General features: G+C 31.1%; 20 protein-coding genes and 1 pseudogene. 11 read left to right on the top strand and 10 right to left on the bottom strand.

The genetic code is table 11. The annotated features are described in order from the left end of the window. The first annotated feature begins 11 nt into the window (after nucleotides 1-11). Together EG359_RS10230 and EG359_RS10225 are read left to right on the top strand one after the other, a co-directional pair. Nucleotides 12-938: an HNH endonuclease gene (locus EG359_RS10230; protein WP_076357631.1), complete on the top strand. Its 927-nt coding sequence runs from the start codon at nucleotides 12-14 to the stop codon at nucleotides 936-938. Nucleotides 939-1,250: 312 nt separating this feature from the next. Next, nucleotides 1,251-2,213, top strand: coding sequence for a hypothetical protein (locus EG359_RS10225; protein WP_123867343.1), 963 nt, complete (start codon nucleotides 1,251-1,253; stop codon nucleotides 2,211-2,213). Between the two features lie 263 nt (nucleotides 2,214-2,476). Here EG359_RS10225 and EG359_RS10220 read toward each other — a convergent pair whose 3' ends face one another. The 3 genes from EG359_RS10220 to EG359_RS10210 all read right to left on the bottom strand — a co-directional run bounded on the left by EG359_RS10220 (nucleotide 2,477) and on the right by EG359_RS10210 (nucleotide 6,988). Then, nucleotides 2,477-4,480: a UvrD-helicase domain-containing protein gene (locus tag EG359_RS10220; protein WP_084180559.1), complete on the bottom strand. Its 2,004-nt coding sequence runs from the start codon at nucleotides 4,478-4,480 to the stop codon at nucleotides 2,477-2,479. Next, entirely contained in the window at nucleotides 4,461-6,368 is a 1,908-nt protein-coding gene (locus tag EG359_RS10215) for an ATP-dependent nuclease (RefSeq protein WP_076357627.1), read from the bottom strand. The genes EG359_RS10220 and EG359_RS10215 overlap by 20 nt, the downstream gene beginning before the upstream one ends. A 215-nt stretch (nucleotides 6,369-6,583) precedes the next feature. Continuing rightward, nucleotides 6,584-6,988: a helix-turn-helix domain-containing protein gene (locus EG359_RS10210; protein WP_076357625.1), complete on the bottom strand. Its 405-nt coding sequence runs from the start codon at nucleotides 6,986-6,988 to the stop codon at nucleotides 6,584-6,586. A 200-nt stretch (nucleotides 6,989-7,188) separates the two neighbouring features. On the opposite strand from EG359_RS10210, the gene EG359_RS10205 reads away from it, so the two are divergent. From EG359_RS10205 to EG359_RS22740, 5 genes and pseudogenes are all read left to right on the top strand, one after another. Next, nucleotides 7,189-7,722, top strand: a complete 534-nt coding sequence (locus EG359_RS10205) for a hypothetical protein (RefSeq protein WP_123867341.1) — start codon at nucleotides 7,189-7,191, stop codon at nucleotides 7,720-7,722. A gap of 68 nt (nucleotides 7,723-7,790) precedes the next feature. Then, the gene (locus EG359_RS10200) at nucleotides 7,791-8,435 is read left to right on the top strand and encodes a hypothetical protein (protein WP_076357621.1); all 645 of its coding nucleotides are present in this window, start codon (nucleotides 7,791-7,793) and stop codon (nucleotides 8,433-8,435) included. Continuing rightward, entirely contained in the window at nucleotides 8,432-10,102 is a 1,671-nt protein-coding gene (locus EG359_RS10195; RefSeq protein WP_076357619.1) for a hypothetical protein, read from the top strand. Before EG359_RS10200 ends, EG359_RS10195 begins: the two co-directional genes overlap by 4 nt. A 118-nt stretch (nucleotides 10,103-10,220) precedes the next feature. Then, nucleotides 10,221-10,388, top strand: coding sequence for a DUF2624 family protein (locus EG359_RS10190; protein WP_123867339.1), 168 nt, complete (start codon nucleotides 10,221-10,223; stop codon nucleotides 10,386-10,388). Between the two features lie 91 nt (nucleotides 10,389-10,479). Next, nucleotides 10,480-11,214, top strand: a pseudogene (locus EG359_RS22740) (recombinase family protein); the annotation flags it as partial. 773 nt (nucleotides 11,215-11,987) lie between these two features. On the opposite strand, the gene EG359_RS10180 reads toward EG359_RS22740, so the two are convergent. Then, on the bottom strand, nucleotides 11,988-13,142 hold the full coding sequence (locus tag EG359_RS10180) for a CHC2 zinc finger domain-containing protein (RefSeq protein ID WP_123867337.1): 1,155 nt from the start codon (nucleotides 13,140-13,142) through the stop codon (nucleotides 11,988-11,990). A 158-nt stretch (nucleotides 13,143-13,300) separates the two neighbouring features. Between EG359_RS10180 and EG359_RS10175 the strand changes: the two genes are divergently transcribed. Further along, the gene (locus tag EG359_RS10175; protein WP_076357755.1) at nucleotides 13,301-13,639 is read left to right on the top strand and encodes a helix-turn-helix domain-containing protein; all 339 of its coding nucleotides are present in this window, start codon (nucleotides 13,301-13,303) and stop codon (nucleotides 13,637-13,639) included. A gap of 3 nt (nucleotides 13,640-13,642) precedes the next feature. After that, entirely contained in the window at nucleotides 13,643-14,098 is a 456-nt protein-coding gene (locus EG359_RS10170; RefSeq protein ID WP_076357757.1) for a hypothetical protein, read from the top strand. A gap of 44 nt (nucleotides 14,099-14,142) precedes the next feature. On the opposite strand, the gene EG359_RS10165 is transcribed toward EG359_RS10170, so the two are convergent. The 5 genes from EG359_RS10165 to EG359_RS10145 form a co-directional block, all read right to left on the bottom strand. Beyond that, a complete protein-coding gene (locus EG359_RS10165) occupies nucleotides 14,143-14,598 on the bottom strand; it encodes a hypothetical protein (protein WP_076357759.1) in 456 nt (151 codons plus the stop codon). Nucleotides 14,599-14,603: 5 nt separating this feature from the next. Continuing rightward, nucleotides 14,604-15,503, bottom strand: a complete 900-nt coding sequence (locus EG359_RS10160) for an RHS repeat-associated core domain-containing protein (protein ID WP_228450482.1) — start codon at nucleotides 15,501-15,503, stop codon at nucleotides 14,604-14,606. 666 nt (nucleotides 15,504-16,169) lie between these two features. Further along, nucleotides 16,170-17,045, bottom strand: a complete 876-nt coding sequence (locus EG359_RS10155; protein ID WP_076357749.1) for a tyrosine-type recombinase/integrase — start codon at nucleotides 17,043-17,045, stop codon at nucleotides 16,170-16,172. Between the two features lie 5 nt (nucleotides 17,046-17,050). Further along, on the bottom strand, nucleotides 17,051-17,833 hold the full coding sequence (locus EG359_RS10150; RefSeq protein ID WP_076357751.1) for a tyrosine-type recombinase/integrase: 783 nt from the start codon (nucleotides 17,831-17,833) through the stop codon (nucleotides 17,051-17,053). A 102-nt stretch (nucleotides 17,834-17,935) separates the two neighbouring features. Beyond that, nucleotides 17,936-20,323, bottom strand: a complete 2,388-nt coding sequence (locus EG359_RS10145) for a CHC2 zinc finger domain-containing protein (RefSeq protein ID WP_123867335.1) — start codon at nucleotides 20,321-20,323, stop codon at nucleotides 17,936-17,938. A gap of 158 nt (nucleotides 20,324-20,481) precedes the next feature. Between EG359_RS10145 and EG359_RS10140 the strand changes: the two genes are divergently transcribed. Next, nucleotides 20,482-20,820 (top strand): helix-turn-helix domain-containing protein, encoded by a 339-nt coding sequence (locus tag EG359_RS10140; RefSeq protein WP_076357755.1) that lies wholly within the window; start codon nucleotides 20,482-20,484, stop codon nucleotides 20,818-20,820. Between the two features lie 3 nt (nucleotides 20,821-20,823). Continuing rightward, the gene (locus EG359_RS10135) at nucleotides 20,824-21,279 is read left to right on the top strand and encodes a hypothetical protein (RefSeq protein WP_076357757.1); all 456 of its coding nucleotides are present in this window, start codon (nucleotides 20,824-20,826) and stop codon (nucleotides 21,277-21,279) included. A gap of 44 nt (nucleotides 21,280-21,323) precedes the next feature. On the opposite strand, the gene EG359_RS10130 is transcribed toward EG359_RS10135, so the two are convergent. After that, nucleotides 21,324-21,779, bottom strand: a complete 456-nt coding sequence (locus EG359_RS10130) for a hypothetical protein (protein WP_076357759.1) — start codon at nucleotides 21,777-21,779, stop codon at nucleotides 21,324-21,326. Nucleotides 21,780-21,782 lie beyond the last annotated feature (3 nt).

Raw genomic sequence — 21,782 nt, 5'->3', positions numbered from 1 at the left:
AAATATTTATTGTGAAAAATTTTTTAGATTATTATGAATTATATAGCTCTACAGAAAATGCTGTAGAAAAATTCGATAAAAATTTACAAAATAAAATATGTAGATTTTGTAATCAAACAGATCAATCAAAATTTAATTCTATTCCTCATATCATTCCCGAACTTTTTGGAAAAAACAAGGTTACCTCAAATTTTGAATGTGATGATTGTAATAAGAAGTTTCAAAAATATGAAAATGATGCTGCAACAATGATACAGCATTATTTAAGTTTACTAGGGTTAAAAACCAAAAAAGGTATTCCAACTTTTCAATCTAGTAAGAAAAAAGATGAATCATCAACAAAATTAAAGGCTGAGGGAAATCAAAGATATTTTAACTTTAGTACTAACTTAAATGACTTTGAGTATCATGGAGAACAAAATAAGTTGACAGTTAGGTTTCGAACAAGAAAATTTTCACCATATTCTGTTTATAAGGTTTTATTCAAAGTAGGAATATCACTTTTAAAGGAGAATGATATTTTAGAAAACAAACATTACCTAGAACTCATTAATTCGGAGAATCCAATTTTAAATGGGATTCAGTTTTTTACAGTATACAGGTATATGTTAAAAACTATCTATTTCAAACAGCCAAAAGCATTTTTATATCGAGCTAAAAATGTTCTAATAGCTAAAAATGAGATTCCAGAATATACTCTTGTTATTCAATTTGCTAACATAGTAATTCAGCTGTTTCTTCCTATAAGCAAAAATAATGATGATACTCATAACAAAGAAAATGGATTAGTACTAGAATTATTTCCATCTTTCTTGTATGACGATATTAATCAAATCACAAATATTGAAATATTCCAAATGAACTTAGCTGAAACAGCTAAAGTATCTATTACAGATGAAATTGTTATGTATTACGATAAAAAAGAAAGGGTAGAATAATTTATGACTATAATACTTTTTAAATGCCTTTGACTGTCAAAGTATTCTTTTCGTTCAAACTTTTTTTTTGATAAATTTTAATTATTCATTTTGTAGATTATTACATCTCACAAGATGAAGACTTCAATCAACTTTAAAGCTGCTAAATCCGATTCTGAAGCCCACAGTTTCAGAAAGAAAACGTTCGATTATATTAGAAAGGATTTAAGTTCCAAAAACAAGTATTGGTCAGAAGAAAAAATTTCAGAGAGACTACATAAGATTGAATCATATTGTAAAGAAAAGTCAGGAAGAAAATTACAAAAGAATGCAATGCCTATTCGTGAAGCGGTTGTAGTGATTAAAGAAGATACAACAATGCAGGATTTGCATCAGCTTTCAAAACAACTTGAAGAAGAATTACAAATCAGAATTTTTCAGATTGCTATCCATAAAGATGAGGGCCATTATGACAAAGAAACAAAAGAATGGAAACCCAATTATCACGCTCATCTTGTTGCGGATTGGCAAGATTTGCAAACAGGAAAAACTTTAAAGCATCAATCTTTCCACTATTCAAAAATGCAGGATATCACAGCGGAATGTTTGGGAATGGAGAGAGGCATTGAAGGCTCAAAAGGTAGATTGGAAGCAATAGAATTTAAGATCCAGAAAAAAGAAGAAGAGCTTTTAGCACTAGATAAGAAGATAAATGTTGTCAAATCTGAACTCAGCTCCAAAAAGTTTGAAGATTTAATTGTAAAAGAAAGTGACTTCTTAGGTTTTAAGAAGATTAAAACCGATCTAACTCTCGGCAACTATGAAAAAGCTTTTAAAACGTATAATATCCAACTTAGCAAAAACAAAAAGGAGTTAGAATTCAAAAATAAACTGATAACAGAACTTCAAAGCAAAAATTTTGATCTTAAAAAAGAAATTTCGATTCTGAAAAATAAATTATCCATCGTTCTATCCAACGGCAATATTTATTCGAGTGAAAAAATAAAATATTTAGACTCTGTAAAGGATACTTTAATCAAAACATTGCAGTTTGAGAAAACAAAATTACCTCAGCTTTTTATTGGTTCCAACGAAATGTTAATAGCAAAAATTAATGATGTTTGTAAGCAAGTTTCAAACGATAACAATATACCTTTCTCTTCATTTGAAGAAATTTTTAAAGATTCTGAAAGTATTTCTCAAATACTATCTCTCTTAAATTTTGGCAATTCTGAAATCAACTATAATTCTGAGCAAATTCCATTATTGCAGAAGAAAAAACAACGAAGGTTGTAGTTGGTGATTGTAAAAATAATAAAAAGAAAACAAAGGAATAGTTTCAGATTATTAAACTCAAGTTCAAGCCTAAAGGTATAAAGAAAAATCTCCACCTTTTAGGTCGTATTTTTCTTTATAAACTTGCTTTTTAAAATCTGCAACGATGATGAATTGGCTTTCTTTTTTTTCTTTTTTTCTTTAGAAATTATAGATGATCAATTATGGTAGAAAAGTAGTAGCGATGTATTTTTCTCTTTTGTATACTCCATCATGATTTAAGTCTATAACTCAATAATATTCCATTTTTGTTGATCAATATCACTTAGGTGTAATTCAAACCTTTGCTTATTTACAGCAATGCATAATAAATTTGTTGGTCGAGAAAATCCAACGTACGCCATTTTAGATGATTGTCTGTGATTTTTCTGTGTTTTATCAAAATTAATAAATTTGAATTGATCAGCAAGTCTTTCACTTTCATAATTATGATTTCCATTTCCATAAAAAGTTTCGAGATATAAAGTCGCGGTATGTGTTTCACCTTTCACAGAATGAATCGTAGAAATATCTATATCAAATCCGTGTATATTTATTTTATTGTTGCTAATTTGCTCAATAGCATTATCAGTATCCTGTATAGCAATAATTGTAGATTGATTATTAATAAAATCGTTAGAAGCCTGAATTGATTTTCCAAAACAGGATAAAAACGTAGGTATATAGGTTTTTAATGACATGTAGGTTTCGTCATCTTTTTTTCTTATAATATTTATACTCCATGTATATAAATTTCTTTTCAAGGAGATATATTCATTATAATGTGAAATTTCTAAATTTCTTAGCATTTCGCTTTTAGACATATACAACCCTTCTAGTCTTAAGATTTTAATAAGGGCATTTAATATGCTTTTCCGGATAGGTTCTAAAGTTTTCTTTTCGCGATTGAATAAAACCAAGTAAGAATCTAAATTTTCGTAGTCTATCTTTTGTTTTGCATTTTCATTCGATAAATTTTCAAAATAATGTTTAATAGCCAGCCTATTTCCTTCAGTAGGCTTTTCCTTTGTCCACCCTATAACTTTATATTTGTTTTTTGAATTAACGAGAATTTCGCCCGAAGTTATATAGGTTTGTATTAGTTCAGAAAATTTAGGGATTACTTGTTGAATATTTTCTAACGTAAAAATAATAATATGTGGTTTTAAATTACAAGAATCATTATGTCCTTCTAAACTAAAATTCCCTTCTCTGCTTAATGCAAAACAGTTTACAAGCTCTGCTATTTTAGGAGAAAGTCGTTGGCTTCCATTAATATTTTTAATTCTACCATTATTTCTGAGAGACCAAATTTCTTCCAATGCTACTTCATTTGTGTATATAGCCTGATTTTTGTCTCCAATTCTCTGATACTTTGACAAACTGTTGTCGGAATCATAAAATATTTTTTCAAGAAGATTATATTGATGTAAATCTACATCTTGCATTTCATCGATAAAGACAAATTTAAAGCGATGCTGTATTATATTTTTAATTTTAGGATATCTATGTAAATATATTTCGGCTAATAGATATGCATCATCAAAATGTAATATACCTTGCGCTAGAATCTTTGTTTTAAAAGAAATCATCCACTGTGCGACTTTATTTTTTTCTTCTTGAGTAAAATCCTGCCGATTCTTTCCCCTTTTTGGTTTTGCTATTGTAATAGGCGATTTGTTTAAGCCACTTAATATTTTTAATGAACCACTATCAAATAGTAGTCTGTATTTATACAGCAATCCAGTATTTGCACGAAGAAAAGATTTAGCATTTTTACCCTGTTGTACAGTATAATTTGATAAATTTAATTTTAGATTCCTCTCCACGGTCTCGTTATAAATCTCATTATCAATTCTTAAAATTTTTCTTTTGTATTTGATTTGATAGTAGGGAATCGCTAAAAATTGATCTACAAAACTTTGGATTGTTCCAATGAAATTTGGATACGAAAATAATTTAGGACAATGTTTACCAATTCTCTCTCTTATTTCATCAATTGCAGTATTCGTATGCGAAAGAATTAAAATACCTCTATTACTTTCTAAGGGTAGTTTTGTTTCTAAAATTAGTAGTTTAGCCAAAAGCACTGTTGTTTTACCACTGCCCGGAACGGCTAGTAAATCTAATGTTTCAAGATTTTTTATGAAATCAACTCTCTGTACATCGAAAGTTTTCCCCGCCGGGAGTAAAATACTTTCGGCATATTTTATGTCACTGTCTGAAATATTAATCATTCCTTGTAGCATATTTTATTGCATCTACTAAATATTGAATAGGATTATCTCGCACTAAAATGTCTTCACGGATAATAACGTCAGTTTTTAAAAATTGTGCGAAATACATAGCAATCATAGATTTAGAAATTTCTTTTTTATCGATTATAAAATAATACATAATATCAAAAGCGATCTGCTCATCACTTTTGTTTGCAATAAAATCATCCCATCTTCTTTCGAAATTAAGCAGAGAAATATCTTTTATTCCTTTTTTACTTTCATTTTCTCCAGAATAGTTATCAGCTCTTATTTCCTCTAGACATTGAACGATTGCCTTAAAAAGAATCCTTCTCAATATCGGGTGCATTGCAATACAATATTCTAAAGTCCAGAAATTACTAATGAATGCTTTGATCGATTGCGATTCTATGGTGGATTTCTTTTGTATTATAAAATCGGACGGATTATATTTCGTTATAATATTTTTTGCGAGCAGTTTATCTTCAGTGATATTGTATTTGTACGCATATTCTACAGGTCGCAAATCCAAATCATTTACTATACTAATGGGAATATCTATGTGTGGTAATTTTGTTCTTAAGAAAATTTTGGAATATCTTAAGAATGCAGTGTTTCCTATAGGTACTATTGATACAGAAGAAGAGGTAAGGCTATTACTTATTTCTCTTAATTCAAAAAGCTTATCTGCTAAAGCTGGGATAATAATTTCTTCTGAAATGCCTTCTACAAAAATTAACCCTTTAGCAAAGAAAAGATTTGACTTTGTTACATCCAAAAATCTTTCTAAGAATGGATAGTCGGTTCTTTTCAATTTTGTGTAATCTTCTCCTAAAGGAAATGCGTAGTTCTTTGTACAAATAATTAAATTTTCCAACTTTACCTTTGATGCTAAATTAGGGCTATGAGTCGTTAAAATCAATTGAATGTCGGTATGTTTTTGTAATGATTCTATGATTTGCATCTGAGCTTGCGGATGCAAATGCGCTTCCAATTCTTCCACAAGTCCCAAGCGAATGCCGTCCCAATCTCTTTTGTTAAGATGAACCAATTCGGATGACATAAAAAGTCTATTTAATGTGCCTAGCCCTACATTAATTTCATCTTTTACTAATAATTCTAGTTTTTCTAAAATATTTCTAAGCTTTGCTTCTGAAACTTTTATATCTGTCTCTTTAGAATTATCATAAAAAGATTTTAAGTATTTATCTATTTCGTCTTTAAGTTCTTTGCCATTTAAGTCACTCAAAACTGTTGTCTCGTCACTCTCTAAACCTTTAAAATATGAGGCAATACTTGAATTAAAATTTTTGAAAATATCTATCAAAAGATGATCGTTTTCTTTATTTTTAAACGCTTCGTGTTTTTCAAAAATTTGTGATAATCGAGATGCCTTTTTTGGAATTAATTCTGATTTCGCATCTCGTAAAGGTTTGAGATATGTAGCTTTTAGAAATTCTTTAGCATCTGAATTTAATATATACCCTTCTTCAGACAATCCTGCTTTAAGATCAAATGTTACAATTTTATCGTTGATCTTTGTTGATTCGTAATACATAATAAGTATTGGCTCAGAATTCTCTCCTTCACCTTCCCAAGAAAGCCATTCGGTAAAGTTTTTAGCTTCTTCAATAGTTATATCCTTGAATACTAACTCTATTCTAAATCGTTTAGAATTTTTATAAAAGTCTTCTCTTTCGGGTTTAATCCACTCAGAGGCGTGTGTTTTCAAAGCTAGTTTAATTGCATCTATAATTGCTGTTTTGCCAGAATCATTTTCTCCAATCAAAACATTTAAGCCCTTTGTAAAGTTTAAATCTAAATTAGGGCTATCTAAAATAAAGCTTCCATCTGTTCCAAATTTTCTAAAATTCCACAGTTTAATATTATGTAAGTACATTAGGTTTCTATAGATTTATTAGTTAATCTAATATAATAAAAACTTAATACTTACTAGCTGAAAACTTAGTAATTAATAAATTACTAGGTTTCAATTAATATTTTTTTGATTATTTTTTTAAAAATATTTAATACTACAATCACTTCACAAAAAAAAGGTCAACATCAAGTTGAGCCTTTCTTATGAAAAAGTAATTATCTTGAATTACTTATATTTTATTTACTGATTAATTTTTCTAGTCTTTCCATCATTTCCTCTTTCTCCTTTAACATTCTTTCATACAAGGCAATCTTTTCTTCGTGTATTTTTAAAATTTGCTCAACTGGATGAAACGTTGGATTGTCATTTCTTTGAAATCCAATACTATGATCCCCGAACGTATTAGCAATAACATTGACAGCAAGTTCCTCATCAAAGTTCTGAAAAGCTTCCACAGGAATTTTTAGTGCGGTAGAAATTGCTTTCAATAAATCATCTTCGATTATATCTTTCTGTTCCAACAAAGAAATTTTCTTTTGATTCCAGTCTTCGCCCAAGTCAAAAGCTAAAGCCTCCTGTTTTATACCAAGCATTTCTCTAAAGCGCTTCACGTTTCTTCCCTGATGTATTTTCTGTTCCATAGCGGTTATCAAAATTTTAAAGGCCTAAAGATAAAGCCATTTCTGTTAATTCGTCTGAATTGTAAAGTTAAAAAATTATCCTGTAAAATATCCATTTAATCGGATATTTTATTCCCCATAAGTATAGATTATTCACAGCTAATCTTAGAAATTAGACTATCAATTTTAATCCTATTGTTATGAAAAAAATAAAAATATCGATGGAAACCACTTTCTGGGCTATCGATGAAATTGTAGATCCATTTAAGCTGATCAATGCGTTCTTTAATTATTGTACTATAGATATTTATAAAAATACACTCAGCGATATTATGTTGTATGTAAATAAAGCTGAGGTCTGTAATAAAGAACGTCCAGGAGATCTTTTTGATTTTCATAATGCTGTCAGATCATTTATAAGGGGTGCGTATCTGCTAAACTTCAAAGCTAAAAGATGGGAAGTAAAAAAAGCTCCCAAAGAATGGCAGATCATAAGTCAGGGATCTTTAAACAAAGAAGAATATCAAAATCCATTTCTAGTATTTGATAAAGCATTTGAATATAAGACTATAGAAGAGTACGAATTTTTTCTTAACGAAATTGTTCACGTATCGCTATCTCCTTATAAGGAACAATTTGATTATGACCTCATCACTCCACATATCCACTTAGTTAAGATGTTAGATGCAGCACAGATAATTAACGAAAGAGGTATTAAAAAAATCAAGAATAAAGTAAATAAGAATCGTGAATAAAATATCCCTTACCTGAATAGAATATCTCTTACCCCTTTTTCAACTTTACTAAAGATAAAATTATTGATATGAAAAATAACACATCCTTTAGTAAAGAAAAACAGCTTGTACATACAAAAGAACAAGCTAAGATCGCATTAAATATTCTGGTTCAGAATTCTCAAGGAGAAGATCTTGAATTAGGTTTATTCCGCCTGCGTGACCAACTGAATAATCCCAGACTCACAGAACTGCTCGATAGCTATCCAGATTTGATTCAAAAATACGAATTGGGGAAATTGCTATCAGGAAAGATTGAGATCAAAGATGCGAGCAGGCAGGATATCAAGACGGCAGGATTGATGTCCTGCATATTACTGCTCATTCATTTTTACTTTGCCAAGGATAAAGATAATCTGAGAAGATCCGAAAATGATGAGTTGAAACATTTTGACAGCATCAAGTATATATTAAATTCGATCACTTCTGAGAAATGTATCAATGAATTGTTTATTCTGATATTATCAATTGTTGGAATTGATTACTTTGAGAAATATCAGGAAAAGATTAAAGACCCTGATTTTGTTTTGAAACAGACCATAGGATTTGACAACGATCCGGAAATGGATGAACATATTGATATGATGGTGTGGTTTGCCTTGGTTCGTTTATTTATTGAAGCTATCTTTATATACTATGATAGTGGTTTTGAATCTAAAAACGTTCAGCTATGAAAACACCAAATAAATCTCCGTTTTCAATCCTCGCCAATGAATTTATTGAAAATACACTAGAGCAAATTGTTAGGGATTATTCCGTCGGTCAGGTATTCTTTAAGATAGAAAAGCATTCAACTCGATCACACATTTTGGTTCAGCTCAATAAATTTGCTGATGTAGCGAAATTGCGTTCAAAAAGATGGGTGAAAGAATTTAGAGATCAGTATCAAGTTTACTTTTATTTCATTGATTATTCAAAATTAGAATATCAATTGTCAAAAGGTCATCCTTTCATAGAGTACCATTGCCAGCGATCTTCAATAATCTATCAAAATAAAGATTCAAGATCATCAATTTTGAAAGATAGGATTTGGAAAAAATACAGAAAGAAATTCAACCGCTATGAAGATTCTTTCCATCACGATCACGAAATTCGTAGGGTAAAAATTGAAAGACTTATTTCGGAGGATTCATATAACAGTGTTTTTACCTCTTTCGAAGAACTGATCCAATATGACTTGGAGTACTTAGAGGAACTATATAGCGGAGAACGGAAAAGTGACATCGATCTAAATCAAAGGATAAATCAATTGCTGATTTATACTCCGGAACTACAATCCTATTTTGTCAAAAAGAATCAGCGAGAATACTTCTTAAATGAACTTTTTGCAAAGGTAAAGAAAGCGATTGACGAAGATGATATCATTTACAACACAGGAATGTTTGAATCATTACGAATCATCGAGGATTCGCTTTTTACACTTATTGAAGCTCGATTCTACGAATTGAAACATTTGATCAAAAAGCAATATGAAAAAATTTACAAAGTTGATCAGTACGAATTTCATAGGGAAGAATACCCAGCAGATGAAATACTTGATAAGGCAATTAACAGAATCCTGACCTTTACACAACTTGAACAAATATATTTCTTTCATAAAACAACCTATGGAGAAGTGACAACCTACTATTTACTTTTGATTGGCTTAAATGTGAATAACGAAAAAGTAAAAGCCATTACTCATTCTTTGACGAGTATATTTGGAAAAGAATATAAATTTTTATTAGTCGGTCACGATCGGTATTGGATTCAAAAGAATCTATATCAATATCAAAGTTTCTTCGTTTTCATTATGCAAGGCAAAAATTTGGTCTTTACCTCAGATCAAAATCATCCCGAACCGCATTGGGAGATGCCTAATCAACCACAGCACAGTGACCTGTATTTCCATTATAAGAGTGCATTACAAAGTTCATTACAGTTTTATAAATTAATTGATGGAGAGCAAGAAAATTATCAGGGAGTAGATAATATCTTCGCATTATTTCTCTTGTCCTTTTGCAGAACTTACATCTATGTAAAAACATTTTATCTCCCCAACTATATGACCAGCGAAGCGCTTTGGCAATTGTGTATTTACGCTGATAAGGATATATATAAATACAACTATCTATTTGAGCAATTTTCCAGCAATATATTTTCTTTCACGGATTACAATATGAGCGTGCATCACAGCATAGGAAAAGTTGACAAAGAGAAAGTAAATTGTATGAAAATGATTGTAAAAAAGCTGATGAATGAACTCAAGATAACTGTGATCGATGGTAAATTGCTAGATAATTTTAAGATGAACTTTATATACGATAAAACCGAAAATCCACTACTTGCAGAAAATAATTAAGCCTTTAGAAAATAAATTTTATCGAATTGAAGACTTTCTGTGCCTAACGATGCAGTGAGATACATATCACGGAATAAATGGAATTTCTCTGAATTATTTTTAGGGAAATTCTGCATTTATGTCTAAGGCAAAAGAAATCAAAAAAATACCAATAGAGGAAGTTATTGAATATTTCCGCTCTGAAGGCATGGAGCTTACAAAGGAAGAAGCTGAATTGATAATGGAGTTTCTTTACAATCTTACACTGATGGTCATTAAAAAGTATTTCGATACTGATCAGAAATGATGATCCGTAGTGGAATATCTGACCAATAAATCTAAAATTCTATTATTTGATTATACTTACTATTATTCCACAGGATTAAATTTTAAAAATTATGAAAACAGCAGATTTATATATACGTGTATCGACAGATGAACAGGCAGATAAAGGTTACTCCCAAAGAGATCAGGAGGAACGTCTCAGACGTCATTGTTCACAAAATAATTTTACTGTTGGAAATGTTATTTACGAAGACCATTCTGCAAAATCTTTTAACCGACCTGAATGGAAGAAGCTTCTGATTGAACTTAAGAAAAAAGGTTCTAAAACCAATGTTATTTTGTTTACGAAATGGGATCGTTTTAGCAGAAACGCAGGCGATGCCTATCAGATGATAAGCATCCTTTCAAAGTTAGGTGTGGATTTACAAGCCGTTGAACAACCGCTTGATCTTTCTATCCCTGAAAATAAAATGATGTTGGCTATTTATTTGGCTGCTCCGGAGGTTGAAAACGACAGAAGAGCACTCAATGTATTTTATGGGATGAGAAGAGCTGTCAAGGAAGGGCGTGTTATGGGGAAAGCTCCATTTGGTTATGCGAACAAGATAACCGAGAATGGTAAAAAGTATATTGCAATAAAAGAACCGGAAGCAACAAAAATGAAATGGGCATTCAATGAATTGGCTAAAGGTATCTATGCCAGCAATTCGATAAGAACAAAAATTAATGAATCTTTGAGAAAAGGTGTCAGTAGAACATCTTTTCATATAGCCATTCGTAACCCGATTTATTGCGGTAAAGTATTTGTTCCAAAACATAAAGATGAGGAAGCCTGTTTTGTTGAAAGTCAGCATGAGCCATTGATCAGTGAGGAACTTTTTGACAAAGTACAAGAGATACTGGATGGAAAGAAACGGCCTCAAAGACCGAACACGAAAATCACTGTTCAGGAAAATTTTCCACTTCGTGGATTTTTAACGTGTCCGAATTGTGGCAAAACACTTACTGCCAGCGCTTCAAGAGGTCGGAACAATAGATACTATTATTATCATTGTAATTCTATTTGCGGATTCAGAGAAAGAGCCGAGATCGTCAATAAAGTTTTTGAAGATGGATTAATGACATTAGAAATGAATGCACCAGTTAAAAAATATCTTAAAAAGCTTTTGACTGAAAATTATAATAACTTCGTTAATGATCCATTAAAAGAGAAGAAGAAAATATCTGACGAAATTGATACTTTGAATAATAAATTATCTTTTGCTCGAAACAAGTTTCTTAGTGAGATAATTGATGATGATGAATATCTGGAGATTAAAAGAGAATGCAAAGAACGGATTTCAAAGTTGGAAGAAGAATTGAATAAAAGTTCACTCCCTCAAATTAGCAATATAGATAAACTGCTCGAACAAGCCTTAGAGACACTTCAAAATATCGGAAAACACTATCAAGAAGGGGAAATTGAGATAAAGCGGGCAATAATTGGTTCGATATTTCCTGAAAAATTGGAATTTGACGGAAAACATTATCGAACCGCCAGAATCAACTCCGTAGCATACCATATCTTTCAGATTAATAATGAGTTAGATGGTGTAAAAAAAAAGAGAAACGATCAAAATGATCATTTCTCCTTGAATGTAGTCTTGTCAGGATTCGAACCCTTTTCTTTTTCATCTGAAAAAATAAATTTTCTTTCACCTAAAAGCTTTGTAAAGATTTCTTCATCGTGGAGTTGCAGCGTCTCGTTAACATCTTTATTTGGTAATTCTACAGAACCTATCCTGAGTGCCTCCTTACCAAGGAAGAGGTCGTTTAAGGTTTTAGAATATTTCTTTACCGCTTCTTTTCCTGCTTTATCGTTATCAAAACAAAAGATAATTTCTTCTAATTCCGGAAGGTTTTTTATTGAGTTTAAAACTTCCTCATTTAATCCGTTGGTTCCAAAACATGCTAAAACGGAAAACTTCTCATTAATGATCTTCAATTGAAGCAGCGAAGCTGCATCAATAATAGATTCTGTAAGAATGAGTTTTTTAGTTTCAGGGTTTGGATAATTTGGATAAACACCGCTGCGGTTTTTTAAGTAAAAATGTTTGGAGTTATTATTGTCGATTATCGACCTAAAATAAAAGCTTACGATTTGATTTTCCTTATTTTTCAGTGGAAAAACAATGCTTTTGATTCCAAAGGTTTTATAGGCTTGTCCGCCTGTTCTGCTGTTGGTTCCGGCTAGGGATAATAATCCTACATCTGTTAATTTTTGGATAAGTGCTTCTCTTTTGTTTGGATCTTTGTTTTTTCTGTCTGCATAATGGAGCTGTCCGCTGTTAAAGCCTATTTCTAAATCTTCCAACTGTAAGGCTCTGCTTTTTACATACTCTTTCGCAGGAACACAATTAAAAATTCCTTTTCTAAAACTTAAATATACTTTCTCTAAAAAATGGGCAGACGTTTCCACCTGCCCAAAGTCCGCAGCACCTTTATATAGAGGGTTTGTGTTTTTCTGAGGGGTGGGCTGCGAACCCAGAGCCAGAACTCCGGCTTTTTTTATCGCTTCATGTTTGGAGACTTTCTCGTAATCTTCTATAAACTGGATGACATCGCCCGTTTTTCCGCATGCATGGCATTTGTAAAAGTTCTTTTCTACATTCACCTGCAGGCTTGCTGTTTTATCATCATGCATAAAGCATTTGAGCATTGAGTTTTTTGGCTCAAGATTGTAATGCTTCAGAACTTCGGATAAACTTAAACGTTCTTTGATTTCTGTAATCTCCATAAAAGAAAAATATTTTATTTTTTTTTGATGTTACTATCAGATACAAAAGTATCTTTTTGTTTTCAATTGAACAAATCTTATCAGATTTTTTTATATCCTTTAATTTCATATTTTTGATATAATATTTAATTATTAAGAACTTTTATATCTTTTTAGAGATGAATATAGGAAGTATTATAACTACATTAAGAGACAAGAACGGCTTCTCCCAAAGCGATTTGGCAGATAAAAGCGAGGTGTCTCGTGTAATGATCGGCAAGTACGAAAGAGGGGAAGCGATTCCTTCTGTTGATGCTGCAAAAAAAATTGCAGATGCACTCGGTGTAAGTTTAGATTATTTGGTTGGTGAGACCAATCAGGTTTCTTTTGATAAAAGAACGGTAGAAAGAATTAAGGATTTGGAACAACTGGAAGAGAGTAAAAAGCAAACGCTTTACGATCTGATAGATACCTACATCCGTGATTGTAAAACTAGAAAAACTTTTGCTAATTTATAGATTATGAAAAACATTTTATTACTACTAACTTTTTTTGTTACTTCTTTTACTTTTGCTCAGGAATTTACGCCACCACCACCACCAAAAATAGAAATAGCAGCAGATAAGAAAGTCCTTGTCGATGAACTTATTAAAGTGACAAATTTTGAAAATTATGTTTATAACTATTGCAAAAGCATAATTTCACAATATGCTCAACAAAATAAATGGGATGATAGTAAAACTCAACAAATATTAGAAAACAGCAATTTTAAATATTTTAATCAAATGCTTTACTATACTTTTAAAGATGACTCTAAAGAAGATTTGAAAGATTTAATAAAATCATTTAAACAAATTAATCAAAAAAGAAAACCCGATCAGTTTTTAATTCCTAATAATTTTCAAATACAAAAAGATTTAATTGAATTCACCATAAATGTGATGCAAGGGCAATATATTCTTAGTAAAAAGAAATAAAATAAGCGACCTCAAGGTCGCTTATTTTATTATATAATCTTCTACTAAAAGTAGTTCTGAAAAAAATATCCAGGAGAAGGAATAGAATCTATTTTTGATTTAATTTTAATATTATTATCAATCCATTCTTTTAATTTAACATTATTATCTAATGAATCATCTATAGGAATGTTGGAATAAATTCTATTATTGTAAACATCATTATTCAGATATACTACTAAAAAATTATTATTTATTCTTTTTTTAGCCTCCGAATAAGATAAGCTTCCAATATCACAAACAGATTCATATTTTTTTCCATTTAGATTGAAAGTGTATAGATAATTAAAACCAGTTCCTCTTCCATATCCTTTAACATCTTTTATTTTACCAATTGTATAAAGTCCTTTTTGATTATAGAAACTTTTAAAAATTTTCACAAAAAAATATTGATATGAAAATATTCCTGCAAAAAAAACTACAAAAACTATAAGATAATGTTTTCTTTTAAAAAAATTCATTTTAGCTATTTTTGTTTTTTCTGAATTTCTGTCGCATTTACCGCTGCCGCTCCATACATACCAGTCCCTATAAGAAAATTATTTACACCAACTACAGCTTTATCTACTCCTGTAGCTCCAACTTTTGTAGCTCCATTTAATTTTCCAAGTCCCTTACTCCCTAGAGCAAATCCAATATTGGAAGCTGCTTCTTGAGGAGACATTCCACCACCATTAAACACGGTTCTGAATGCAGATTCACCGTTTATTAGCTTTTTAGCTGAAAGCTCACTAACTCCACCAAGAACCTCTCCAGAACCATATGCTCCAAAAGTATCTCCCACAACACTCATTATATTAACATCTCCCGTTCCTAAAAATTGAGTAGCTGTACTTAATGTTGCCTTACCCGCTAAGACTTCTGCAGAACCTCCAGAAACTAAAAGAGGCGAAGCTTCTAACAACATAGGAAAATATAATGGTGCAGAAAGAGCTTTCCCTAAATTATCTACCGCTTGTGAACTTACATAAGGAGCATTATCTTGTGCAATAAAAGATTCTCCATCTACTTTATAATTTCCGCCTTCTCCTAAAACAACCGTTTTATTTACTCCTGTATCTATACCATTACTTGACATTGGTGTTGTATAAGTACTATTAATATCTCCACGCCCATTAGCATAACCTGCATATCCAGCATCTGAAGCTTGTTGAGCAGATGTTATATCACTTCTGTATTCCCAACCACTCTGACCTGTTCTTTTTACCCAATCTTCTGTTCCTCTACCATCAGGATCAGTAAATCTAATTGGGTTATTGACAGTATAATTATATGGCGACCATCTTCGGTATTTTTCAGCCAGAGGATCTACGACTCCCCATCTACCAATATCAGCCATATAGAATCTCGCTCCATAGTCATACACTCCGTAGTCTACTGTATTTTTGGAGATTTGCCAACTTCATTTTTCCTCGCGCAAACCCTTACTTTTTGAACGCTTTTCTGTCACTTTTCAAAAATACAGATTTATTCATTTGAAAATAAAAAATAAAGTTCTATTCTTTTTAATTATCTGTTCTACACAGACTTTTTTATTTCAATTGAAAAAAAAAGTTTCGGCGTTGTTATAAATGTGGACTTGTGGAAAAAATTGGTGTGGGATTTAGCTAGGATTTTTCCATAAATCTACATTATTTTGAAAACAAAAATTGGCTGTCGGTGTTGTTGTAAAATGTTAAAATGTGGGTAACCCTTCGGCTCCGCTCAGGGCAAGAGCGCAGACAAAGCATTGGGTGGTTATCCACATTTTAATATTTTGGGTTTGGCGGTTGGATTCAGTTGTATTGTAGGATAAAATTCCATGAAAAGACTGCAGAGCGTAGGCTGTGGAATACTTTGTATGGAACAAAGGAAAGCATTTTACATAATCCCAAATTATAGGCGCTGATGGATTTTGCACGTAATGGAACTTGTGTAATGGAGGGCAACGTTTAGCGGCTGGTGCGCGTATAATTTTGATTATGTAATTTGCTGTGGCGTATTTGGGTGAGAGCGTTTTAGGTTTTTAGAGTTGAAGAGTTGTTCTAATTTCTCAAATGTATTTTTCAATTTCCTGTTTCAGGTTTTCGAGTTCGGTTTGATTAAAATATTCCAGACTTCTTAAATATCTAAATCCTGCTTTGTATTGAACTTCTCTCAAATTGTATTGTTTGAGCCAGAGATTAATTCTGCTGTTTCTGATGAGCTGTAAACTCTGAATATTAATTTGTTTTCTAATCTCTGATGTTATGCTGCTAAATCTTGTTTTTTCACTTAAAATAAATAGCTTTTCCGTTTCTTTTACTGTTTTTGAGAGTTTTAATAATTCCGATCTCGTTTCATTAATATACCTGTAAAGCTCTAAAATTTGTGATGCTTCCAGCGGTAAAATTCTTTCTTTTAATCGGTTTTCTGTGGCTTCCGGAACTTTGATAATTCCTTTTTCCAGATCAATATCTTTTACTTTCAGTTCTCGTAAACTTCCTGTGTTTAAACCTTGATAAATGATTAATCCTAAAATAATCCGGTTCCTTTTTCCAAATAAACTGAACTGTCCTTTTTTGTATTTCCTTTTTCTAAATTCTTTCTCGATATTCTGCAATTCTTCTTCACTTAAAAAACCTGTAATTAAAGCTTTCTTTGGTGTTTTTATTCTAAAATTATTTAACGGATGATCTTTTCTTTTCCCTGTAAATTGTAAATATTCAAAGTATTGCTCTATACTTCTGATCTGAGCATTGATTGTATTTAATTGATATTTTTTCTGTTGTAATTCTATTATTTTTAATAATTCCTGAGTAGTAATTCTGTCAAAATTCTGTTTTCTTGAACATAACTTTTTCCATAATAAAACCTGTTTTTCCTTTTCTATCAATGTCTTTTCTGTGTAGTGATATTGATCTCTCAGATAACTGATAAACTCTTTCATCTAGCCTATATATGTGTATATCTCTGTGTGCTTTCTAAACTTCTATGCCCTAAAAATCTGCTGACTTTTATAAGTTCCATTCCGTTTTTTAATAAATGAGTCGCAATACTGTGGCGTAGTAAATGAGGATAAATTCTCTTTTTAATTTTACTTTTTTCGGCTACTTTTTCTATGATAAATTCTATTCCTGCAGTCGTTAAATTTCCTTGTAATCCCTGTAAAAAACAATCTCCTTTATGAGTTCTTTTCTTTAGATATTCTTCAAAAATATCTAATGCTTTGCTGTGTATCGGAACCTCTCTCTGATATCCTGTTTTCGATTTTCTTATGAAAACTTTTCCGTCTTTCATATCTACATCTTCGAGTAATAATCCTACTGCTTCTCCGGCTCTTAATCCTAGGTAATATAGACAGCATAGAACCGCTTTATCTCTAATATTTATTGTGTTTTCAAACAGGTGTTGCACTTCCTCCGGACTGAGGATTTCTATAGGTAAATGATTTCTTTTTAAAAGTCTGCAGATGATAAGATATGTATCCTGATGCAGGATTTCTTCCTGATACGTTTTATAGATTTTTAGGGCAAAAAGATGGTTGTTTATGGTATTTATACTGATGTTTTTTTCAGGATTATTTCTACATTTTCTCTGTTTTAAATAGATAATATATTTTATTGGAAGATTTCCTCTTTCTATGTAATTTCTATATTCCTGAACCATTGCTAATATCTTGGTAATATTCCTTTTCTGATAGTTCCGAAGCTCTAAATATCTCTTGAAGTTTTCCATCTATGACCAATTTGCTTGTGTACTATTTTGTGTTTTTCCGAACGCTAAATAATTATGAGTTATAAGTTGTTAATTATGAGTTATTTACTCTGTCGCATTTTCTCATCTAGTGTTCGTTTGGTTTCCGTTTAGCGTTCGCTTGTGTTCAGTAGCGTTCAATTTTAGTTGTTCTAATTGCTTTGTAAAAGAGTCTTTTAATTCTTTTCTAACTCTCTGTATATTATCGTTATAAGAGATTTTATATTTAAATCCCTTATTCGCAAAACCTATTTGTTTCAGATATTCTAATCTCACCAATTCGTTCAGATAAAACTGTAATTGTGTCTTTTTAAATCCTGTAATTTCCATCGCATCAAACCTGCTGAACTGATCTTCTTTAAAAGCTTTTTTCAACTTTTCAAAAAACTGTCTTAAGCTTCCGTCTAACTCGTCAATCTTTAAAATAATACTCTCGAATAATATCTCCACAGCGTTCTCGATATCTTCAATTTCTGTAATTAAAAAATCGTTTTTTATTTCTCGCTGATACTGATGTAAAAGTGTAATTTGTTTAATAATAGATTGGAACATTTCATTTAATCGTCTCTTATTCTTTACATTACTTGGTAGTTGCATCTGTGTTGCATAAGGATTTATAACTTCATAATGCTTTAGATTTCTAACAATTTTCTGGACAAAGTTAGTTGCCAATTTCTCTCCGTTTTTATCAATTTCTCCGGCATTTCTGCGGTTCTGATAACTGATAATTTTCTCTGTCTGTTCCTCGCTTTCATTCACTGCTACAATAAAACTGCGGTTCATATTGTCCTCGTATAATTCTCCTTTTGTCGTTGCAGATAAACTGCTGAACTGTCCTTTCACGATTTTATGACTCGATTTATTATTTCCTTTTTTATCCTTGATTGTTACTGAACTTCTGAGTACCTGGTTCGATATAAATTCCCTCAACGCATACAAAGCATCTTCCTTTAAACCGTCCAAATCTTCAATGATAATGATCTTTTGGAACAGATCAAACTCGCCCCAATTATATAAGCTAGATTCTGTAATTCTTGTAAATCTCAACACATCTTCCTGTGGCATCATGTCTGCAATTCTGCTGATAATATGGGTTTTACCACTTCCGCTGCTTCCTTGTACAATTCCGTGTAATGGGCTTTTATTTAAGTAGCTGATTGTGATTAAGAATAGTAGAAGTCTTGATTGTTCTTCGCCAATAATTCCGGCTTTCTCGATCAACTTATTTAATTCCTGCAGGAGATTCTTTTGTTGTAAAATGTCTATTGCGGACAAATTCGGGGATGTTTTCGGGGGCATACTTTTGTTTTCGTCCGTAAAGACAACACTTTTTGTAGTCTTGTCAGGATTCGAACCCTTTTCTTTTTCATCTGAAAAAATAAATTTTCTTTCACCTAAAAGCTTTGTAAAGATTTCTTCATCGTGGAGTTGCAGCGTCTCGTTAACATCTTTATTTGGTAATTCTACAGAACCTATCCTGAGTGCCTCCTTACCAAGGAAGAGGTCGTTTAAGGTTTTAGAATATTTCTTTACCGCTTCTTTTCCTGCTTTATCGTTATCAAAACAAAAGATAATTTCTTCTAATTCCGGAAGGTTTTTTATTGAGTTTAAAACTTCCTCATTTAATCCGTTGGTTCCAAAACATGCTAAAACGGAAAACTTCTCATTAATGATCTTCAATTGAAGCAGCGAAGCTGCATCAATAATAGATTCTGTAAGAATGAGTTTTTTAGTTTCAGGGTTTGGATAATTTGGATAAACACCGCTGCGGTTTTTTAAGTAAAAATGTTTGGAGTTATTATTGTCGATTATCGACCTAAAATAAAAGCTTACGATTTGATTTTCCTTATTTTTCAGTGGAAAAACAATGCTTTTGATTCCAAAGGTTTTATAGGCTTGTCCGCCTGTTCTGCTGTTGGTTCCGGCTAGGGATAATAATCCTACATCTGTTAATTTTTGGATAAGTGCTTCTCTTTTGTTTGGATCTTTGTTTTTTCTGTCTGCATAATGGAGCTGTCCGCTGTTAAAGCCTATTTCTAAATCTTCCAACTGTAAGGCTCTGCTTTTTACATACTCTTTCGCAGGAACACAATTAAAAATTCCTTTTCTAAAACTTAAATATACTTTCTCTAAAAAATGGGCAGACGTTTCCACCTGCCCAAAGTCCGCAGCACCTTTATATAGAGGGTTTGTGTTTTTCTGAGGGGTGGGCTGCGAACCCAGAGCCAGAACTCCGGCTTTTTTTATCGCTTCATGTTTGGAGACTTTCTCGTAATCTTCTATAAACTGGATGACATCGCCCGTTTTTCCGCATGCATGGCATTTGTAAAAGTTCTTTTCTACATTCACCTGCAGGCTTGCTGTTTTATCATCATGCATAAAGCATTTGAGCATTGAGTTTTTTGGCTCAAGATTGTAATGCTTCAGAACTTCGGATAAACTTAAACGTTCTTTGATTTCTGTAATCTCCATAAAAGAAAAATATTTTATTTTTTTTTGATGTTACTATCAGATACAAAAGTATCTTTTTGTTTTCAATTGAACAAATCTTATCAGATTTTTTTATATCCTTTAATTTCATATTTTTGATATAATATTTAATTATTAAGAACTTTTATATCTTTTTAGAGATGAATATAGGAAGTATTATAACTACATTAAGAGACAAGAACGGCTTCTCCCAAAGCGATTTGGCAGATAAAAGCGAGGTGTCTCGTGTAATGATCGGCAAGTACGAAAGAGGGGAAGCGATTCCTTCTGTTGATGCTGCAAAAAAAATTGCAGATGCACTCGGTGTAAGTTTAGATTATTTGGTTGGTGAGACCAATCAGGTTTCTTTTGATAAAAGAACGGTAGAAAGAATTAAGGATTTGGAACAACTGGAAGAGAGTAAAAAGCAAACGCTTTACGATCTGATAGATACCTACATCCGTGATTGTAAAACTAGAAAAACTTTTGCTAATTTATAGATTATGAAAAACATTTTATTACTACTAACTTTTTTTGTTACTTCTTTTACTTTTGCTCAGGAATTTACGCCACCACCACCACCAAAAATAGAAATAGCAGCAGATAAGAAAGTCCTTGTCGATGAACTTATTAAAGTGACAAATTTTGAAAATTATGTTTATAACTATTGCAAAAGCATAATTTCACAATATGCTCAACAAAATAAATGGGATGATAGTAAAACTCAACAAATATTAGAAAACAGCAATTTTAAATATTTTAATCAAATGCTTTACTATACTTTTAAAGATGACTCTAAAGAAGATTTGAAAGATTTAATAAAATCATTTAAACAAATTAATCAAAAAAGAAAACCCGATCAGTTTTTAATTCCTAATAATTTTCAAATACAAAAAGATTTAATTGAATTCACCATAAATGTGATGCAAGGGCAATATATTCTTAGTAAAAAGAAATAAAATAAGCGACCTCAAGGTCGCTTATTTTATTATATAATCTTCTACTAAAAGTAGTTCTGAAAAAAATATCCAGGAGAAGGAATAGAATCTATTTTTGATTTAATTTTAATATTATTATCAATCCATTCTTTTAATTTAACATTATTATCTAATGAATCATCTATAGGAATGTTGGAATAAATTCTATTATTGTAAACATCATTATTCAGATATACTACTAAAAAATTATTATTTATTCTTTTTTTAGCCTCCGAATAAGATAAGCTTCCAATATCACAAACAGATTCATATTTTTTTCCATTTAGATTGAAAGTGTATAGATAATTAAAACCAGTTCCTCTTCCATATCCTTTAACATCTTTTATTTTACCAATTGTATAAAGTCCTTTTTGATTATAGAAACTTTTAAAAATTTTCACAAAAAAATATTGATATGAAAATATTCCTGCAAAAAAAACTACAAAAACTATAAGATAATGTTTTCTTTTAAAAAAATTCATTTT

The organism is Chryseobacterium joostei (assembly GCF_003815775.1).
GTDB classification, from domain to species: Bacteria; Bacteroidota; Bacteroidia; order Flavobacteriales; family Weeksellaceae; genus Chryseobacterium; species Chryseobacterium joostei.
The sequence above is the reverse complement of the archived record's forward strand: the minus strand, read 5'-3'. Positions and strand labels throughout refer to the sequence as shown.

Bases quoted from the DNA above. Each gene is read 5' to 3' on its own strand.
- EG359_RS10225 (WP_123867343.1), top strand. From the start codon at position 1,251: ATGCCTATTCGTGAAGCGGTTGTAGTGATTAAAGAAGATACAACAATG.
- EG359_RS10220 (WP_084180559.1), bottom strand. From the start codon at position 4,480: ATGCTACAAGGAATGATTAATATTTCAGACAGTGACATAAAATATGCC.
- EG359_RS10215 (WP_076357627.1), bottom strand. From the start codon at position 6,368: ATGTACTTACATAATATTAAACTGTGGAATTTTAGAAAATTTGGAACA.
- EG359_RS10210 (WP_076357625.1), bottom strand. From the start codon at position 6,988: ATGGAACAGAAAATACATCAGGGAAGAAACGTGAAGCGCTTTAGAGAA.
- EG359_RS10205 (WP_123867341.1), top strand. From the start codon at position 7,189: ATGGAAACCACTTTCTGGGCTATCGATGAAATTGTAGATCCATTTAAG.
- EG359_RS10200 (WP_076357621.1), top strand. From the start codon at position 7,791: ATGAAAAATAACACATCCTTTAGTAAAGAAAAACAGCTTGTACATACA.
- EG359_RS10195 (WP_076357619.1), top strand. From the start codon at position 8,432: ATGAAAACACCAAATAAATCTCCGTTTTCAATCCTCGCCAATGAATTT.
- EG359_RS10190 (WP_123867339.1), top strand. From the start codon at position 10,221: ATGTCTAAGGCAAAAGAAATCAAAAAAATACCAATAGAGGAAGTTATT.
- EG359_RS10180 (WP_123867337.1), bottom strand. From the start codon at position 13,142: ATGGAGATTACAGAAATCAAAGAACGTTTAAGTTTATCCGAAGTTCTG.
- EG359_RS10175 (WP_076357755.1), top strand. From the start codon at position 13,301: ATGAATATAGGAAGTATTATAACTACATTAAGAGACAAGAACGGCTTC.
- EG359_RS10170 (WP_076357757.1), top strand. From the start codon at position 13,643: ATGAAAAACATTTTATTACTACTAACTTTTTTTGTTACTTCTTTTACT.
- EG359_RS10165 (WP_076357759.1), bottom strand. From the start codon at position 14,598: ATGAATTTTTTTAAAAGAAAACATTATCTTATAGTTTTTGTAGTTTTT.
- EG359_RS10155 (WP_076357749.1), bottom strand. From the start codon at position 17,045: ATGAAAGAGTTTATCAGTTATCTGAGAGATCAATATCACTACACAGAA.
- EG359_RS10150 (WP_076357751.1), bottom strand. From the start codon at position 17,833: ATGGAAAACTTCAAGAGATATTTAGAGCTTCGGAACTATCAGAAAAGG.
- EG359_RS10145 (WP_123867335.1), bottom strand. From the start codon at position 20,323: ATGGAGATTACAGAAATCAAAGAACGTTTAAGTTTATCCGAAGTTCTG.
- EG359_RS10140 (WP_076357755.1), top strand. From the start codon at position 20,482: ATGAATATAGGAAGTATTATAACTACATTAAGAGACAAGAACGGCTTC.
- EG359_RS10135 (WP_076357757.1), top strand. From the start codon at position 20,824: ATGAAAAACATTTTATTACTACTAACTTTTTTTGTTACTTCTTTTACT.
- EG359_RS10130 (WP_076357759.1), bottom strand. From the start codon at position 21,779: ATGAATTTTTTTAAAAGAAAACATTATCTTATAGTTTTTGTAGTTTTT.